The organism is Bacillus sp. Root131 (assembly GCF_001429475.1).
In the GTDB taxonomy this organism is placed as follows: domain Bacteria; phylum Bacillota; class Bacilli; order Bacillales; family Bacillaceae_G; genus Bacillus_A; species Bacillus_A thuringiensis_S.
This window is the reverse complement of sequence record NZ_LMJQ01000007.1, coordinates 71,052-88,077: the sequence shown is the minus strand read 5'-3', so window position 1 is coordinate 88,077 and position 17,026 is coordinate 71,052. Positions and strand designations below refer to the sequence as shown.

The following is a 17,026-nucleotide window of genomic DNA, read 5'->3' as shown; positions in this document are numbered from 1 at the left end:
AGGTGTAGCATTTGAAAAATATCTAATCATGAGTAAAAAAGCTTATGTATAACCTGCATAAGCTTTTTTAATGTCCATAATAGGTAAAAAGTATCAAAAATATTCACCATTAAATCACTTGAAAGTTTAAAGCGACTCCTAAATTAGAAAATCATATTAAAAATATAGATCCCTCTGTTCCAAGAAGGAGAGGTATTGATGGAGCACACAACAGTGAAGAGTTCTTTAAAAACAATATTAAAAATAGTCAGTGAATCACCTTCAAAAATTCTAGGTGTAAAAACAGTAGAATACAATATGCCTAAGTTAAATATGGATGGCACCCCTACAGGAGAGTATGGAAATAAAGTATTCACAAACAACATTTATGATCCTAAAATTATAAGTGATAAGGAATTTATTAACCGTGGAATTGAAGCAGCTAATGACGCTAAATTAAAAACCAGTGATGGAGTTCTTTCGAGAGAAGGGGCAGGTGTTGACGGTAAAGAAATAACTTGGAGAGGATACCATAAAGGTGGAGAAATCTCTTCTTTTTTTCCAGAATAAATTAAAGATATACGAGGAGAGATATGTATGCAAAGAGAATTTAGATTAAAAGATGAGGATTTACTAGATTTAACCCATTTTCCTATACAAGCAGTGTTTAATATGGTAGATGATGAAAGATTTTTAAAGGTAATCAATTCAGTTTGTGAAGGAGTAGGATTTGGAGAGGAATATGGCGCATGTACTTTTCCAGGAGATTTGGATGAGTATGATATTGCCAATGGAGATTCATTTGAAGGGGTAGAATTTGTATTATACAGTGGTGATGAGGTAATAATTAATTATCAAACACTTTATCATTATTTTAAAAAAATGTGCGAGGGTTATTCAAAAAAGTATCCAAACACAATTAAGAGATTAGAAGACGGTCTTAACAAATTTATTGAATTATACAATATTAATAGGTAGAGACTATTTATAACTTATCCAAAATCATTATAAAAGGTAGAATGTTTCATGATTAGAATTGATTATATGCTAATATTCAATAAAAAGATTTGATGTTTGAAAATTCGCGACAAAATCTCGTAATATGTTTAGTAAAATTAACCGATTCATATTTTACTCATTATGTATTAAAAGGGAAATGAAAAAAACTTGGTCAACAGTAGCGGGGTGGTTTAATTAACATGAAAAAAAGTCTAAATTTTAATAAGAAAGCTTTTGCACATTATATGGCTCTTTATCCTGTAAATGAAATAAGAGTCCACGTAATTGTTCTTGTCCTTTTGGGGGCAGACGTGTTTGTTCTTTTGCCTGCATTCGCGAATCCTTTTCAATTACTCTATGTATATATAGTAACTCCTCCAGTTGTTTTTTTAAATTTGTGGGCGATATGGATTGCTATCAATCCTCGGAAACGACAATTACAATACACTCTATTTCGAGGAGTATATGGCACCATATGTTCAGTCGGATTATTGGTTATAACGCAAAAACTTGCCTATGAAGTGTTGCAATTACAAACTCCCATCTATTTTATTCTTTCATTTGGTTTGTATAGTTTCGCTTTGTATCATTTTTATAAAAATCATATTGAAAAACTTCAGGAACCAAGAAAAAAATCAAAATCATCGAAAGGAACTGGTGGTGTAAAAGTAGCAGCTATTGCAGCGGGATTGGGGCAGTTAATTGCTAATATAATTCTTAGCATTGCAACACAACAGATGGGGGCAATTGTATTTATGTCTGCATGCACAGTGTTTTCGTTTGCTTTGTTTTATATGATTATAGAACTCCATAAGTATTATTATTTACGTAAGCATATAGAAGATGGAGGGAAAATACGTATAGGCTTTTAAAGAGGATTTGTTGCATTTCAAGTGTATAATTGCATTCTTCTTATGGAAGCCATTCACGAGGCTTATAGCAATAAAAGATGTATAAGTGGAAGATTATATTCTGGTAAAACATCTGAAGGAATGGAAATTAGGTTTGTTCTTATTGATGATAAGATTATAGCTGTTTATCCCGTGTATTAAAGAATGTGAGGTACTCAAAAATGAAAGTAACTAATCAGCCCATAGTTAAAAATGTAAGAAAATATAGAGGTAATTGCTAAGAAGCACTCCCCCTAAGTTTCAGATGAAATTAAATAATCGACTATTTATGCTTTAATATTTATATGTACACAATTGGGATAATTAGGGATTTGCATTTAATATGTTTTAAGAAAGGGGAATGTTTTTTATATGGAAACTCCAGAAAATCAATTTAAACGTGCACTTAATCCTTGGTTCTCCATTTGGATAAAACCACGTGATACAATGAAAGAAATTTTTATATCCAAACCTAAGAATGTGTTTTTACTCATTTTACTAGGCTCATTCGTACAGACTTTAGATCGAGCATCTTCTAAAAATGTGGGGGATTCAATAAGTAGTCCAGTTTCAATAATCTCAATGGTTATATTCGGTACCTTCGTTGCTTTCTTAATTTATTATTTTTTGCTACCAGCGTTATTTAATTGGGTGGCAAAAAAACTTGGTGGACAAGGTACATTTGAAAAAACACGTTACTCAGTTGCCTATTCTTATATCCCTTACGTTTATTCTCTTATATTAGTTTGGGTGCCTTCATTTTTCTTGTTTGGGATAGAAAACTTTACGAGTGAGACACCGGAAATGGATAGTAGCATAACTTTAACGATTTTGTTTCTTATTTTTGCCATAATTGATATAGTTATTGGAATTTGGACAATCATTATTTCCTTAAAATGTTTAGGGGAAGCACACCAATTTTCAGCATGGAAAGCATTATTAACAATAATAATATCCTTTATGATTATCATTCTTCCTTTAGTAATAATAGTATTTCTTATAGTAGGGGTTACAATCTTTTAATAATTTATTTGCTTTTTATTTATCCAAACGTTTTCTACTTGCTGTTAGTAATTGTTACAGGGTGAACAGCCACATGATTCGGATGTTCCACTTGGCGAAGCGTATGACCTTTATGATCAAATTGATCGCTCGTTACGGCCTGTTTTTCTTATTATCAGTGTTAACAGGAATTTGTGAAGGCAAACTTGAAAATCAAAATATTAAACCATTAAAATCTTAGGGTAGCTGAGTAGATTGTCCTTGTTTGTCCCTTATTTTCCAATTGGAGGCTAATTATTACCAATTGGTTCTGTAGCTCTTATAGAAGAAATTAATCAACCTCTTATGATTTATGGAAGAAAGCAACAACAAGCTGATAATAAATTATGCGATTATGTTTCTTGTCCATATCCTCATGGTAATTTATCAAAAGAATATAATGTGTTTTTTAATCATAATCAAATAATTCATTTATTATTTAAGGGTTTCGAAACAGAGGATGAATTAGAATTAAGAAGTAAATTATCTGAGTTTTAGTGGAAATGGAGAAAATATAATATGGTTTTAGGAATTTCATATTCTGATATTTTTCGTATCATAATTATTGTTTTGATTTTTTTCATTTTTTGGAGATTGAATACTTGGTATAATAAAAAATATAATGTTCCTAAGGTTTTTCAATGGTTTCCTAGAAGATGGGGAAAAAGAAAAGTTTCAGAGCATTTGTCTCAACTAGATAAAAAGTTAGAAGCTGAAGGTAAAGGTATCTGGGTTACAATCTATGCTATAGATTTGTACATTGTAACTATTCCTTGTACAGTAAAAAAATATAAATCTTAATACATATATGTTTATAAAAAAAGACCTTTTATTTTAAAATAAAAGGTCTTTTTTATGATGATTGAAATAGTAATTTTAAGTGAATTAAATTTGAAATGTATCAAGAATATTATCTTTTTCTTCTTTATTAATTCCAATATATTTCAGGGGGATGTGTGGTGTGCTATGGTTAAGAATTTCTTGTAACATAGCAACATCTTTTGTTTGTTTATAGAACCAATAGCCGAAGGTTTTTCGCATGGTGTGAGTACCAATGGATTCTACATTGGCAAAATCTCCGGCTTTTTGCAATTATCGATAATACGTGTTTTTTCGTCATACAAAAACCCCTACATATAAGTAGAGGTTTTTAAATTATATCTTAATGAATTATGCTTTTTTAGATAAAGTAAATCGAGTTCAGATTAACGAAAAACATAGAATACATAATTTTAACTAGACTTATTATTAACTAATGTATCCCCACCACCAAGCTCCGCCTCAATCTGCGAAGTCTTCGATGACTCATCCATGCGCCAATACGTAATAAAGCTGATCGCGATACATCCAGCTACGTAGAAGTAGAATAGTGATTCCATTCCGATACTCTTTAGCCATAATGCGATGAACTCAGCTGTTCCGCTGAATATCGCAACGGTTAGTGCATATGGTAAACCTACGCCTAGTGCGCGAATTTCAGTTGGGAAGAGTTCTGCTTTTACAATGGCGTTAATGGAAGTGTAACCAGTAACGATAATGAGACCGACCATCATAAGTAAGAACGCTACGATTGGTTCTGTCGTTTTTTCCATGAAGAAGAAGATTGGTGCTGTTAGTAACGTTCCGAGAATACCGAATGCCATTAATAGTGGGCGACGTCCAATTTTATCGGATAATAGCCCCGCAATTGGTTGAAGTACAACGAAAATAAGTAGTGCGACAAAGTTAATCCAGCTTACAACTTCTTTCGGAAGACCGACTGTGTTTACCATGAACTTTTGTAAATATGTTGTGTACGTATAAAATGCGACAGTACCTCCTAATGTTAGGCCGACTACTGTTAATACTGCTTTCGGGTGTTTCATAAGCGCGCGAACGGTTCCTGCGCTTTCGCGTTTTTGTGATTTTATGTTTGCGAATTGCTCCGACTCATCCATCGTGCGGCGAAGCCATAATACAGCTACTGCGCCCATCGCTCCAATAATGAACGGAATACGCCATCCCCAAGCTTTCATATCTGGTTCGCTTAGTAATTGCTGAAGAACAATTTGAACGCCTAACGCAACCATTTGCCCAGCAACGAGCGTTACATATTGGAAACTTGAATAAAAGCCGCGGCGACCACTACTAGCCATTTCAGATAAATATGTGGCAGAAGTTCCATACTCTCCCCCGAGTGATAACCCTTGTAGTAAACGGGCAAGAACTAAAATAATTGGTGCCATAATACCGATACTTTCGTAACTAGGTGTACAGGCGATAATTAAAGAACCACCGGCCATAACCGTAATCGAAAGTGTTAATGCTGCCCGGCGTCCGTGCCGATCTGCATAGCGTCCCATTAATAAACTTCCGATAGGGCGCATTAAAAACCCAACTGCGAAAATAGCTGCCGTGTTCAGTAACTGACTCGTTGGATCTCCTTTAGGAAAGAACTCTGCTGAGAAGTAAACAGCGAAAGCAGAGTAAACGTACCAGTCGTACCATTCAATTAAATTGCCGACAGAACCTTTGAAAATATTGCCGGCGACTCGGTTTGATTTTACTTGAGCCATACTAATTCCTCCTCTTGCTTAGTAATAAAAGGTATATATGAAAGCGTGTTCATTATAGTTGAATTGTACTGTCTACAGAATTAAATCTCAATATTGTGACAATTTTATTCTTTTTGTACTTTATGTACATGGAGAGTTTTAATAGTTGCTTCCTTATTCGTTTTGTCATAATAATAGAAAAAGGAGATTGATAGTTTTGAATATTTTATCAAAGGATATGAAGCATGAAGAAATCACGCAAAGTGTCATTACAAACGAAAATAGTAAGCTTAATTATCGCGTTAATTTTATTTGTTGTTCTCCTATTAGCGGGAATATTTGTTTACATTCAGTCCGTTGATACGAAGCGCCAAGTGGAGCAGTTAGCGCTACAAACAGCGAAGTCGCTTTCTTTTATGCCTGCTATAAAAGATGCTTTTCAAAATAACGAGCATAAAAGTACGATTCAATCCATTGCGGAACAAGTTCGTGAGCAAGCTGGCGCAGATACTGTCATTATAGAAGATCGCTTTGGGGTTATGTATTCCCATTCTAATTCGGAGTTAATTGGTACAAAGCGTAACAATCCATATAACTATGAAGCACTCACTTTTGGTGGCTATTATACGCTTGAAGGAAATGGTGAAAGTGGTCCTGCTTTAATGGCGAAGGCGCCCATTATTGTTCATAACGGAGACTACGATCAAGTCGTAGGCGTTGTAACAGTAGAGTTTTTAATAAAAGGTATTGAATCTAACATACTGAGCAGAACGAAAGAAATTATCCTCTTTTCCGTAGCAGTATTATTAGCCGGCATTGTTGGTGGCATCCTTTTAGCACGTAGTATTCGTAAAGATACACTCGGTTTAGAGCCGAATGAAATCGCAGCGCTATACAGGGAACGAAGCGCCATACTACTATCTATAAAAGAAGGAATTATCGCTATTGATCAAAACGGTTTTATTACGATGATGAACACATCAGCAGAAGAAATGCTTCATGTACATGATGATTATATGCAGCAACACATTTCAAAAGTTTTATCGGAATTTAATATGGAGAGAGTGTTAGAAAGCGATCAAGAAATCGCGTTTCAAGATAAAGTGTTTATTTTAAACATGACACCGATACTTGAAAATAACAGTACGGTAGGCGTTGTATGTAGTTTTAGAGATAAAACAGAACTGCAAAACCTTGTTAATACAATATCTGAGGTAAGAAAGTATTCTGAGGACTTACGCGCTCAAACACATGAATTTACAAATAAGCTTTTCGTCTTATCGGGATTACTTCAGCTAGGACATTACAAAGAAGCAATTGAATTTATTCAGCAAGAATCTAATATTCATCAAAGTCAAAACCATATTTTATTCCATCAAATTCATGATGCAAAAGTACAAGCTATTTTATTAGGAAAAATCGGAACAGCATCCGAGAAGAAAATTGATTTTCATATTGAAGGAGATAGTGCGCTTCATCCGTTACCAGACCATATAAAAGTTTCACACCTTATTACGATCCTTGGAAACATAATCGATAATGCATTTGATGCGGTGAGTGAACGAGAGGAAAAGAGTGTTTCCTTCTTCGTTACGGATATTGGACACGACATTGTGTTTGAAGTGATAGATAGTGGAGCAGGGATACCGGCAGAAAAAATCACGACCATTTTTCAAAAAGGGTTTTCAACGAAAGGAAATGATCGTGGTTACGGACTAGCAAACGTGAAAGAAATGGTAGATGTACTAGGGGGAACAATTGAAATTCAAAACGAGAAAAATGGGGGAGCAATTTTTACAATTTACCTTCCGAAAACATTGAGAGAAAGTACATGACAAACAGGGGGATGGGCATATGTTGAAGGTTGCAATTGCAGAAGATGATTTTCGCGTCGCACAAATTCAGGAAGAGTTTTTATTAAAAATAAAGGACGTAAAAGTGATTGGAAAAGCATTGAATGCGAAAGAAACGATGGAACTACTACAAAGGGAAGAAATCGATTTGCTTCTATTAGATAATTATTTACCAGACGGAATTGGCACAGACTTATTACCGAAAATTCATGCAGACTTCCCAAACGTTGACGTCATTATGGTTACTGCGGCAAATGAAAACCATATGCTAGAAAAGGCAATTCGAAACGGCGTAAGTAACTACCTTATAAAACCGGTCACGTTAGAAAAATTCGTTCGCACAATTGAAGACTATAAAAGAAAGAAGCAATTATTACATAGTAACAATGAAGTGAATCAAGCACTCATCGATAACTTCTTCGGCATTTCGCAAACACAAGACATAAAAAACTTACCGACAGGTGTAGATCCGTTAACACTGCAAAAAGTGAAAGGCATTATAAAAGGATTCGAAGAGGGCATTACAATAGAAGAAATGGGAGAACAAATGGGGGCCTCCAGAACAACCGCAAGAAGGTACTTAGAATATTTAGTAGCGACAAACGAATGCACAGTAGAATACACATACGGTATTATCGGACGACCAGAACGAAAATATCGCATAGGACGAGGACTATGAAAAAACGATTCTTACTATGTATATGGATCATGACAGGAGTAATAGCTGGTTGTTCTTCGGAAAAATCCCATACGAATACAGTGAACATCGACAAAGTAGAAATCGTTGCGCCAAACGTTCAAGGAGCAGGGTGGGACTTAACAGCGCGGGCGATGCAAAAAACGCTAACAGAAGAAAAAATCTTCACAAAACCAATCACTGTCACAAACAAAGCAGGTGGCAGCGGTGATGTCGGGTGGAAATATACGAAACAAAAAGGCGGTCACGTACTGGCGATTAACTCAAGCTTACTCATAACGAACAACCTACTAGGTCACAGTAAACTAACATACAAAGACTTCACGCCGCTTGCGACACTGGCATCGGACTGGGAAGTTGTTGTCGTATCAAAAGAATCAAACATAGAAAACGCAAAACAACTAATGGAACAACTAAAACAAAACAAGAAAAGCTTCAAAATCGGAGTTGCCCCAGGCCTAGGAAACGACGATCACCTATCCTTCGTACAAGTAAGCAAAGCATTCGGCATAAACCCTGCCGAACTACAATTCTTCGTCTATGAAAACAAAGAAAAAATCATAAACGCTCTAACGAACAAACAAATCAGCGCCGCAACCATGACCCTATCCGAAGCCGAAAAACAATACAAAGCCGGCAAAATAAAAATACTAGCCGTATCCGCACCAAAACGCTTAGACCGCCTACCCGAAATCCCAACATGGAAAGAACAAGGAATCAACGTCATCTTCCAGCACTGGAAAGGAATTATGGGCCCGAAAGATATGACGGAGGAAGAGGTTGCTTATTGGGATGGTATTATTAAGAAGATGGTTGAGAGTGATAGTTGGAAGGGGATTTTGAGGGAGCGGGGTTGGGAGAGTTTTTATAAGGGGAGTGGGGAGAGTAGGGGGTTTTTGGAGGAGAGTAGTGGGTGGTATGGGGGGATGGTGAAATTTAGTGATTGATGAATGTTCATTTGTAAGAAATAGGATATGTGACATAAATAATGCCACATTATAAGTTGTAATTTATTTATAACAATTTATTAAAATGATTATTCAAGAGAATTGATTCACAAATTTATAAACGGTGGTGTGGGGAATGGATTATAATTTTGAGATTTTATCACTTTTAGATAATTCAATTGAGTTTGAGAAGTTACATAGTAAGTTTACTCGTTTTAATCCTTTTAAAATATTAAAGGTGGATAAGTTTGAGATTCGGCACTCTAATATGATTGCTTGGTTACTAGAGCCGACGGAGAATCATCATCTAGGTTCTATGTTTGTAAATAAGTTGCTTTCTAAAACGTTTGTCAAAGCAGAGAATGAGGAGTTAATTAGTCAATATAATTTTATTAAATTACATAAGCAGTCTCTTCAAGATTTGGAAGTTTTCCGCGAAGTACAGACGAAAAATAATAAACGAATTGACATTTTGGCAATATCAGAGGCGCAAAAGGTTGCTATTTTGATTGAAAATAAATATAAGTCATCTGAGTCAGATGGACAATTACAAAATTACATAAACTTTGTTAGTGAGAAATATGAAGGGTATACGATCATTCCAATTTTTTTAAGTTTAGATGGTAGCGTTCCAAGTCATAAATCGTATCTTACTTTAGATTACGGGGATATATTAAATATTCTAAAAGGGCAATTGGAGATTTATAGTGAGTATACGTCTAGTACGATAAAAGATTTCCTTTCCTACTATATTGATATATTAGAAGGAGAACTTGTTCGTGATGAGGAAGACATTGAGCTAGCGTTAACAGTGTACAAGAGCCATAAGGCCGCTGTTGATTTTCTATGTTTAAATGGTAACGGAAAAGTAGTTGGAAAGTTTGTGAATAAAGAGTTGTTAAGTGCTGTGAAGAAGTTGAACGCTGAAGAAAAGGAAGATCTTCGCAAAATTTATAAGAAGTATGCTGAAACGCTTCACTTTATACATGGAGCTGGAAATAGCGTTATGAGAGAGGCATTTTTACAATTTGTAGAGAAAAATCAAATGCCAGAAGATTGTTACCATGAACATATTCGCATTCCATCTTTCATTTTCGAAGAATGGAAACAGCTTGATGAGATTGTTGGAGTTCCCAATCATGAGTGGTGGCTAAACAATGCTCTTATAACTTGGTTCGAAAGAAAAATAGATGGGCGTATGAAACTTATTGTTGAAGTTGGGCCGTTGGGATACAAGCAGAGATTAAAGTTATTATGCAAGTTAGAGGAAAATGGAATTACTATTAAAGAAAAATCAAAAGAAGCTGGATCCATGTATACAAGAATTTATGCTGGATATGAAAATATAAGTGATTGGGCAGATCAAGATGAAATTCTCCGTGTGATGAATGATATGTATAACAATGCTGATTTTAATCAAGTGGTTGCAGCTATAGGAGATACTATAAAAGGGCTTGTATACGGAGAAGAGGATTCTTCTTCTGAAATTGTTGCGGTAGAAAACAGTCAAACAGATGTGGATACTTTAGCTAACGCTTTTCAATTATTCGTCCATGAACAAAAGTTCCAAGAAGGTTTTTACAATATTCATCACCGGCTACCATCATTTATTATGCCGGAGTTTCGCAAACTAGAAGAACAATTTGGAACACCAAAATGGAATTGGTGGTTAAATAACTGTGCGATTATGTGGTTCGAACGTTTGAAAGATAATAGATTGAAACTGACGCTAGAAATCGGACCACTAGAATCACAAAAGAGATTAACGCTATTAACAAGGCTTGAAAGTAAAGGAAGAAAAATAAGTACGGCGGCGAAAAGGCCAGAAGCATCGTATACAAGAATTTACACAAATACAAGTAATATAAGTAATTGGTCAGATGAAGACATTGTTATACAGGCTATGAACGAGTTGTTTAATGATACGGACTGTCAAAATATTATTCAAATATTAATGGATATCGCTGAAGAGGGTGTTCATATTTAAATAAATGTATCAACAAATGTTAGGAAGTAAAATAAAAGGGTTAAAGGTAGGATGAGAAGGGGAGTTTGGATATTGTCTTTTATTATAGGAAATATATATTCTCGCAAAGATATATATATAATTAAAAACGTTCCAAAAGAAAAACAGGGAGGGATTTGGAATACGGGATATACTACTTTTAATAAAGATATATATATATTCGTTAACGTAAATTCAGCAGGGAGAACTGGGCATGATTATGATAATCGGTTTATCGGTAATGATTTGCAATGGTTCAGTAAAAATACACATTCATTAAATGCGCCTACAATTCAAGCTATGCTGAATCCAAAAGGAAGAATATATATATTTACGCGTGAAAGTAATGAGAACATATTTTTTACATACCGAGGCACAGGGGATGTAAAGGAGTACGATGATACAAAGCCGGTAAGGATTTTATGGAAGATTAATATCGAAAATGAAATGAATTTGCTGAAATTACCAGAAAAAATAATAGATCCTGAAAAATATATTGAAGGCGCTACTAAACAAATAAATGTAAATGTTTACGAACGCAATTCTGTTGCAAGAATGAAATGTATTGAACATTATGGAGTAAATTGCATAATTTGTGGTTTTAATTTTGAAGAAATATATGGGAGTGTGGGTAAAGAATTTATTCACGTTCATCATCTTATTGAATTAAGGGAAATTAATGAACAGTATGAAGTAGATCCAATTGAAGATTTAAGGCCTGTATGTCCCAATTGTCATGCCATTTTACATAAAAGAAAACCTGCGTACAGTATTAAGGAGATGAAAAGTATTATACGAAAAAAGAATGGCTACTAATTGGTTTTTTACCATATTTGTTTGGGAATGAATATGCTTTCTTGCTTGGAATTTGTTAGGGATTAGGACTGTAAGTTGCGTATTTTATTGTTATAAAAAAGTTTCGTGTGATTATTATTATTTATTTTTGAGGATTTTAAACAATTTTAGTTTTGTATAGTATGTTGTGTAGCTTTAAGAGGAGGGTCTCCTCCTCTTAAAAAATCAAAATAAACTTAGTTGTTCGGATGTTTTTCTATTGAATGAGCGATTAAATAGTTTTTCAAATTCTTCCCAAGAATCGCTTGCACGCATTAAAGTAGTGGTGGAAACGATTTGTTTCTCTAAATGAATCAAGCCTGTTTCGGATGTAAGCCATTGATGTAATTTTTCTTTCCCTTTTTTACGTTCACGTACTTCACTCATAACATCTTCAGGTAAAAAGCTGTAGATAAATTCATTTGTTATTTTTGCGACTAGATGTGGTCTTTGACTGTTTCCTGTATACTCCCAGTTTTTTAGGCGATAGATTTCTCGATAGAAACTTTCCGGAAATCTGCGTTTCCAAGGATGAAAAATTTCCTCTACATAAAGGTTTAGTAATTTTTGTAAGGCGTCTTTTTCGCGTGTTTCTTGGTAACCTGTAATTTCATCTATAAAAGCATCTATTCCTACTTTAGAGAAAGCCAATGTAATGTTATAAAGTCGTTCTGCCAATTCATTTTGGTAAGGCATTTTAGCGAAATCACCATTGTTTTTTGCTCTATAAAAAGCATCAGAGAGATCCACTAATAATGAAGCTTTGAAAGCATGAAAAGGATTTCCCCCTTCTGGAGGTGTAATTTTTTGAACCTTACCTTCGTTGGTTTCACTTAACCATTTTTTTAGATCATCACTTAAATATTTTTGTAGGTAATTTGCACTTAGCATTCTTGGTAAAGCAAGTGCGCCTCCACCTTTTAGTCCCATGGTTCTAGCAGTTCCCCTGAGGGAGAAAACACGTTCTCCATTTTCTAGTACATAGCACTCAATTTTTATATCTGTACCTGTGGGAGTCCAGTCTCCTTTATGAGTAGCTTGAATTACTTGGACTTGTGTTTCCTTCAATTCATCGAGAGTTGAGGGGATGATATCTGCAGTCATAAAAATTCCTCCTTAAAAATCTATGTATCACATAATTTTATCAAAAAAAACCCATGTTTTATCTCTTAATACCTAAATTTTGTAGTTTTTAATTTGATTAATTGATTTGGACGGATTTGTAGGTTTGGATTAATAAGGAAAGCGTATTTTGGAAGTTATATATGGTGAGAATAATTAAAGTTTTTTCGGATTTATAATATAACTTTAGTAAGTTTTACTACTGGACCGATTCTATGTTCTGTGTTATACTACCTCTAGGATTTTAGACACGGAGGTTAGACATATGAACTGTATTAGCTTTTTTGCAGGTGCAGGTGGACTGGATATGGGAATTCACAAAGCTGGATTCGATGTAAGGGTTTCAGTGGAAATTGAATCGGTATACTGTGAAACATTAAGAATGAACCACCCAGATTGGAATGTGGTGGAAGGCGATATTATGATGTATAACAAAGAGAAAGTGCTTGAACAAGCTAATTTGAAAGAAGGCGAAGTGGATCTAATGATTGGTGGGAGTCCATGTCAATCATTTAGTACAGCAGGGAAACGTCAAGCTTTTTCAGATCCACGTGGACAGGCTATGTTAAAATTCGCAGAACTTGTACGTGAAATTCGTCCAAAAGCTTTTATGATTGAGAATGTACGAGGACTATTATCTGCAGCTTTAAAACATCGTCCATTAAGCGAACGTGGAAAGGATGCTTTGCCTTTAACTGCAGAAGAACAGCCAGGAAGTGCACTATCATATTTGTTAGAGCAATTTGCAGGGTACAATATTCAAAAGCCTACAATACTAAATGCAGCTAACTATGGAGTTCCTCAAAAGCGTGAGCGTGTATTTATTATAGGAATTCGTCAAGATTTGAAAAAAACATTCGAGTTTCCTGAACCAACACACAATGAGTTAGGATCGGATGGGAAAGAGTCGTGGGTTACAGTAGGAGAAGTTCTAAAAAATCTAAAAGTAGAGGAACACCATTTTCAAACATATTCTCCAGAACGTTTAAAATATATGAAGATGATCCCAACTGGAGGTGGAAACTGGCGCAATCTACCTAAAGATGTGGTACAAACTGCAATGGGGGGAGCTTATACAAGTGGTGGAGGAAAGGTGGGTTTTTTCCGTCGATTAAATGTAGAGAAACCATCTCCAACATTATTAACATCTCCAGCTCAAAAAAGTACCAATTTAGGGCACCCATTTGAAAATCGGCCTTTAAGTATTGAAGAATATTTAGCTATCCAAGAGTTTCCTGGAAATTATCATGTAGCAGGCACTTTAATGAAACAGTATACGCAGATTGGAAATGCAGTACCTGTTCGATTAGCAGAAGTTTTAGGTGATGCGATTCGTAAAACTTTAGAGGCATAGAAAAGATGGGAAAAGTCATAATTTATTATGGCTTTTTTCTTTTGTGTTATGGAATAATAGAATTATGTAATTTTTGGATGATAGGGAGAGAGAAAAAATGAATGAACAAACTAAACAACGTGTACGCGAGCATTTGTCTAAAGTCATGGAACGTCTTGTGAAAAAAAGAACAATCGATGAGCCTTTTTTAGAGAGTGACATTGAAAGAAATAATCCATTTGGATATTATTTAGTCCCAATTGAAGTATGGAAAGGAGCTAAATTTGAACGTTCGTTTGTAACAAGTCTAGGTCAAGGGATTTTAGAACAGTTAGGTAAAATAATTGCAGAAGGAACGGGTGCTATTGCTATTAATCAACATGATACTACCATGACAATTAATACATGGAGAATCGAAAGAATTGAAGAGGTTTTAAAATCTCAAAGAGGAAAAGGGAAGAATAAAAAAACAGCAAATTGGGTTGAAGAAGTACAAGAAATATTATTGTTAGAGAATCAGCGTTTTGAAGAAATTACAGTGAAAAGTGATTTATATGTACACAGACAGGACGGAAGGCAAGAATATTACAGTTTTAAAACAGTGAAGCCTAATTTGGATCAAACAGAGACTGCTAAGCGTGATATGTTATATTTAAAGGCTGGGAACCCAGAATGCGATCCGTATTTTGCATTGCCTTTTAATCCAGCAGGGGAAGGTAATGTATATAAACAAGCGCATAGTGTTCCGTATAAGTTATTTAACATGGATAATGATCCAAGTGTTTTGATTGGTGCAGCTATGTGGAATAAGATTGGTGATTGTGAAAATACATATAATGAGTTAATAAGTATTTTTAAAGAGGTAGGGGAAATATACTCTAAAAAAATCAGAATGGAATATTTAGGTTTATAGATTGGTGTATGATAAAAGATTTTGACGGACAGTAATGCTGAAATAAGCATTACTGTTTTTTTGTAAATTTAAAATAAAAATTACCTTTTGTTCCTCTTAAAATGTCCGCTCTAATACTAAAAGAAGACAAAACGGTTCATGAAAATCCTAAAAAAGAAATGTCATCATGCTTGTTATTGTTAGCAGCAATAGGAATTTTGTCATGACTATTCATGTACATTATATTGTTACGTAAAAATAAAGTATACAAACATTACTTTTGAAAAAAAGGAGAATAATTATTAACTAGAACTAATAGTATCTAATCTTAGCTCGCTTATTAATGATTTTTATTTAGGATTATATTTTTATAGGTAGTTCTAATAATCAATGTTGCTTGGAAAGTAATACGGAATTAATCATATTGGTATTGTATTTGAATTTCGTTATTTAAATAAGTATGTATTGGAAAAAGTAGGCGATAATATGTTTTGGATCAATATTTATTTACTCAATGGTTTTAATATTGAAAATTACGGTTTAGTATTATAACAAAATTAATTTATGAAAGTTGAGCAATTAGACTGGGGCATCGATTATATATGAAAGATAATTTTTTTGTTAAAATAGGAGGTTTTAATATAGATTGTGAACATTTGGGGTTTATTTCTATTTAGTCTGTTTCTGGGGTGATCAATATAGTAAAATATTACTATATTTCCGTATATATGAAATTTATGTTTTTTAGTCTCTAAGCATTGCGATATAAAATTGAATTGAGAGGTATTAAAATGACAAAGCATTTACATTTATTTTTTAAATTCAAAGGAGAAGTTAACACTTCCGATTGTATAATTAATACAATTAGAGAACATAAAACAGTTCTTGAAGAAAAAAATAGATTGATATGGGGTCAGTTCTCCAATGGGACTGGGAGGGTGTCAAATACAAATAGAGAGAGAATTACTAATCAGGTGAATGCTGGTATAGGTTCTTTTGCCTTCTTTTTAATGAATAATAGAAAAGAAAGAGAATTATTTGTTGGAAAAATAAATAGGTTATATGATAAAAAAGAAATTACTGCCACTAGTCCATTAAAAGAATTTATTCCAGCCTATTATTCAGAAACAGTGGGTACCTCTGCTGAAAAAATAAGTGTATTTGTTGATATGAGTACATTAGTAAAGATTAATAGTAAGTTAGTTAATGAAATAATAGTGGAAAGTACTGGAGAAAAGGTACTTAATGTTACTAATCCAAGAAGTATTTTTCTTACTAATATTAGTGAAAGTTTACGAGATTTAATAATTGAAATACTTAGAAACCCTGAGGCAAATTATCAATATCAGGTAGAGCAAGAGAATGTTGGTAGCGTAATAATAGAGGATATCCCTAAAAATGTACCGTCTAAATCTAAGGGAGAGGGTAGTGGAGCTTATAAAAGAGATTTTAAAACAGCAAAAAACGCAATTGTTTTAGCGAATTATAAGTGTGAAATTGATTTGAATCATGAGTACTTTATTTCAAAAGTTACAAAGAGAAATTATGTAGAGGCGCATCACTTAATTCCAATGGGATTTCAAGATGATTTTCAAAAAAGTATAGATGTGGAAGCGAACATAATTTCATTATGTGCCTACTGCCATAAAAAATTACATCATGCTGAATATAAAGTGATAGAACCGTTAATAAAAAAGTTATATGATGCTAGAATTAATAGATTAAATAATTGTGGTATAACCATAAATAAGAGTGAATTACTTAATTACTATAAATAAAAAAATGTATATCTAAATTAAATTTGAGTGATTATGAAGTTTTAAGTACATGTATTTTTTAAGGGCTCTAAAAAATTCCTATTTTCATTTAATGAATAATATTTTTAAAATATATTAATTAT

The 17,026-nt window shown here is 33.8% G+C and carries 17 protein-coding genes and 1 pseudogene; 15 read left to right on the top strand and 3 right to left on the bottom strand.

Annotated elements, in window-relative coordinates; all coding sequences use genetic code 11:
* Positions 1-198: 198 nt before the first annotated feature.
* The 7 genes from ASE54_RS18995 to ASE54_RS18970 all read left to right on the top strand — a co-directional run bounded on the left by ASE54_RS18995 (position 199) and on the right by ASE54_RS18970 (position 3,710).
* The gene (locus ASE54_RS18995; RefSeq protein WP_001999206.1) at positions 199-549 is read left to right on the top strand and encodes a CdiA family toxin C-terminal domain-containing protein; all 351 of its coding nucleotides are present in this window, start codon (positions 199-201) and stop codon (positions 547-549) included.
* 27 nt (positions 550-576) lie between these two features.
* A complete protein-coding gene (gene cdiI / locus ASE54_RS18990; RefSeq protein WP_001188529.1) occupies positions 577-957 on the top strand; it encodes a ribonuclease toxin immunity protein CdiI in 381 nt (126 codons plus the stop codon).
* Between the two features lie 221 nt (positions 958-1,178).
* Complete coding sequence (locus ASE54_RS18985) at positions 1,179-1,850, top strand: hypothetical protein (RefSeq protein ID WP_000749340.1); 672 nt, start codon at positions 1,179-1,181, stop codon at positions 1,848-1,850.
* Between the two features lie 390 nt (positions 1,851-2,240).
* Positions 2,241-2,891 (top strand): Yip1 family protein, encoded by a 651-nt coding sequence (locus ASE54_RS18980; RefSeq protein ID WP_000449709.1) that lies wholly within the window; start codon positions 2,241-2,243, stop codon positions 2,889-2,891.
* A 73-nt stretch (positions 2,892-2,964) separates the two neighbouring features.
* Entirely contained in the window at positions 2,965-3,111 is a 147-nt protein-coding gene (locus ASE54_RS36125) for a hypothetical protein (RefSeq protein ID WP_000620647.1), read from the top strand.
* Positions 3,112-3,173: 62 nt separating this feature from the next.
* Positions 3,174-3,407 carry a DUF4176 domain-containing protein gene (locus ASE54_RS18975; protein ID WP_073990571.1) on the top strand — a complete coding sequence of 78 codons (234 nt, stop codon included), beginning with the start codon at positions 3,174-3,176 and terminating at the stop codon, positions 3,405-3,407.
* Between the two features lie 21 nt (positions 3,408-3,428).
* Positions 3,429-3,710 carry a hypothetical protein gene (locus tag ASE54_RS18970; protein WP_000242738.1) on the top strand — a complete coding sequence of 94 codons (282 nt, stop codon included), beginning with the start codon at positions 3,429-3,431 and terminating at the stop codon, positions 3,708-3,710.
* 84 nt (positions 3,711-3,794) lie between these two features.
* On the opposite strand, the pseudogene ASE54_RS18965 reads toward ASE54_RS18970, so the two are convergent.
* Together ASE54_RS18965 and ASE54_RS18960 are read right to left on the bottom strand one after the other, a co-directional pair.
* Positions 3,795-4,010: pseudogene (locus ASE54_RS18965) on the bottom strand (integrase); the annotation flags it as partial.
* Positions 4,011-4,141: 131 nt separating this feature from the next.
* Complete coding sequence (locus ASE54_RS18960; protein ID WP_000079858.1) at positions 4,142-5,464, bottom strand: MFS transporter; 1,323 nt, start codon at positions 5,462-5,464, stop codon at positions 4,142-4,144.
* 224 nt (positions 5,465-5,688) lie between these two features.
* Between ASE54_RS18960 and ASE54_RS18955 the strand changes: the two genes are divergently transcribed.
* The 5 genes from ASE54_RS18955 (at position 5,689) to ASE54_RS18935 (ending at position 11,761) form a co-directional block, all read left to right on the top strand.
* Positions 5,689-7,278: a sensor histidine kinase gene (locus ASE54_RS18955; protein WP_000749616.1), complete on the top strand. Its 1,590-nt coding sequence runs from the start codon at positions 5,689-5,691 to the stop codon at positions 7,276-7,278.
* Positions 7,279-7,297: 19 nt separating this feature from the next.
* Positions 7,298-7,975, top strand: a complete 678-nt coding sequence (locus ASE54_RS18950; protein WP_000921523.1) for a response regulator — start codon at positions 7,298-7,300, stop codon at positions 7,973-7,975.
* Positions 7,972-8,940, top strand: coding sequence for a tripartite tricarboxylate transporter substrate-binding protein (locus tag ASE54_RS18945; RefSeq protein WP_000745538.1), 969 nt, complete (start codon positions 7,972-7,974; stop codon positions 8,938-8,940). Before ASE54_RS18950 ends, ASE54_RS18945 begins: the two co-directional genes overlap by 4 nt.
* Before the next feature lie 136 nt (positions 8,941-9,076).
* Entirely contained in the window at positions 9,077-10,927 is a 1,851-nt protein-coding gene (locus tag ASE54_RS18940; protein ID WP_000386137.1) for a PD-(D/E)XK nuclease family protein, read from the top strand.
* A gap of 51 nt (positions 10,928-10,978) precedes the next feature.
* A complete protein-coding gene (locus tag ASE54_RS18935; RefSeq protein WP_003309148.1) occupies positions 10,979-11,761 on the top strand; it encodes a DUF3427 domain-containing protein in 783 nt (260 codons plus the stop codon).
* Positions 11,762-11,965: 204 nt separating this feature from the next.
* Here ASE54_RS18935 and ASE54_RS18930 read toward each other — a convergent pair whose 3' ends face one another.
* Positions 11,966-12,883, bottom strand: coding sequence for a P63C domain-containing protein (locus ASE54_RS18930; protein WP_000123075.1), 918 nt, complete (start codon positions 12,881-12,883; stop codon positions 11,966-11,968).
* A 283-nt stretch (positions 12,884-13,166) separates the two neighbouring features.
* On the opposite strand from ASE54_RS18930, the gene ASE54_RS18925 reads away from it, so the two are divergent.
* The 3 genes from ASE54_RS18925 to ASE54_RS18915 all read left to right on the top strand — a co-directional run bounded on the left by ASE54_RS18925 (position 13,167) and on the right by ASE54_RS18915 (position 16,904).
* A complete protein-coding gene (locus tag ASE54_RS18925; RefSeq protein ID WP_000995642.1) occupies positions 13,167-14,255 on the top strand; it encodes a DNA cytosine methyltransferase in 1,089 nt (362 codons plus the stop codon).
* Between the two features lie 97 nt (positions 14,256-14,352).
* Complete coding sequence (locus ASE54_RS18920) at positions 14,353-15,147, top strand: TdeIII family type II restriction endonuclease (protein ID WP_001005469.1); 795 nt, start codon at positions 14,353-14,355, stop codon at positions 15,145-15,147.
* A gap of 770 nt (positions 15,148-15,917) precedes the next feature.
* A complete protein-coding gene (locus ASE54_RS18915; RefSeq protein WP_000160642.1) occupies positions 15,918-16,904 on the top strand; it encodes an HNH endonuclease in 987 nt (328 codons plus the stop codon).
* The last annotated feature ends 122 nt before the right edge of the window (positions 16,905-17,026 follow it).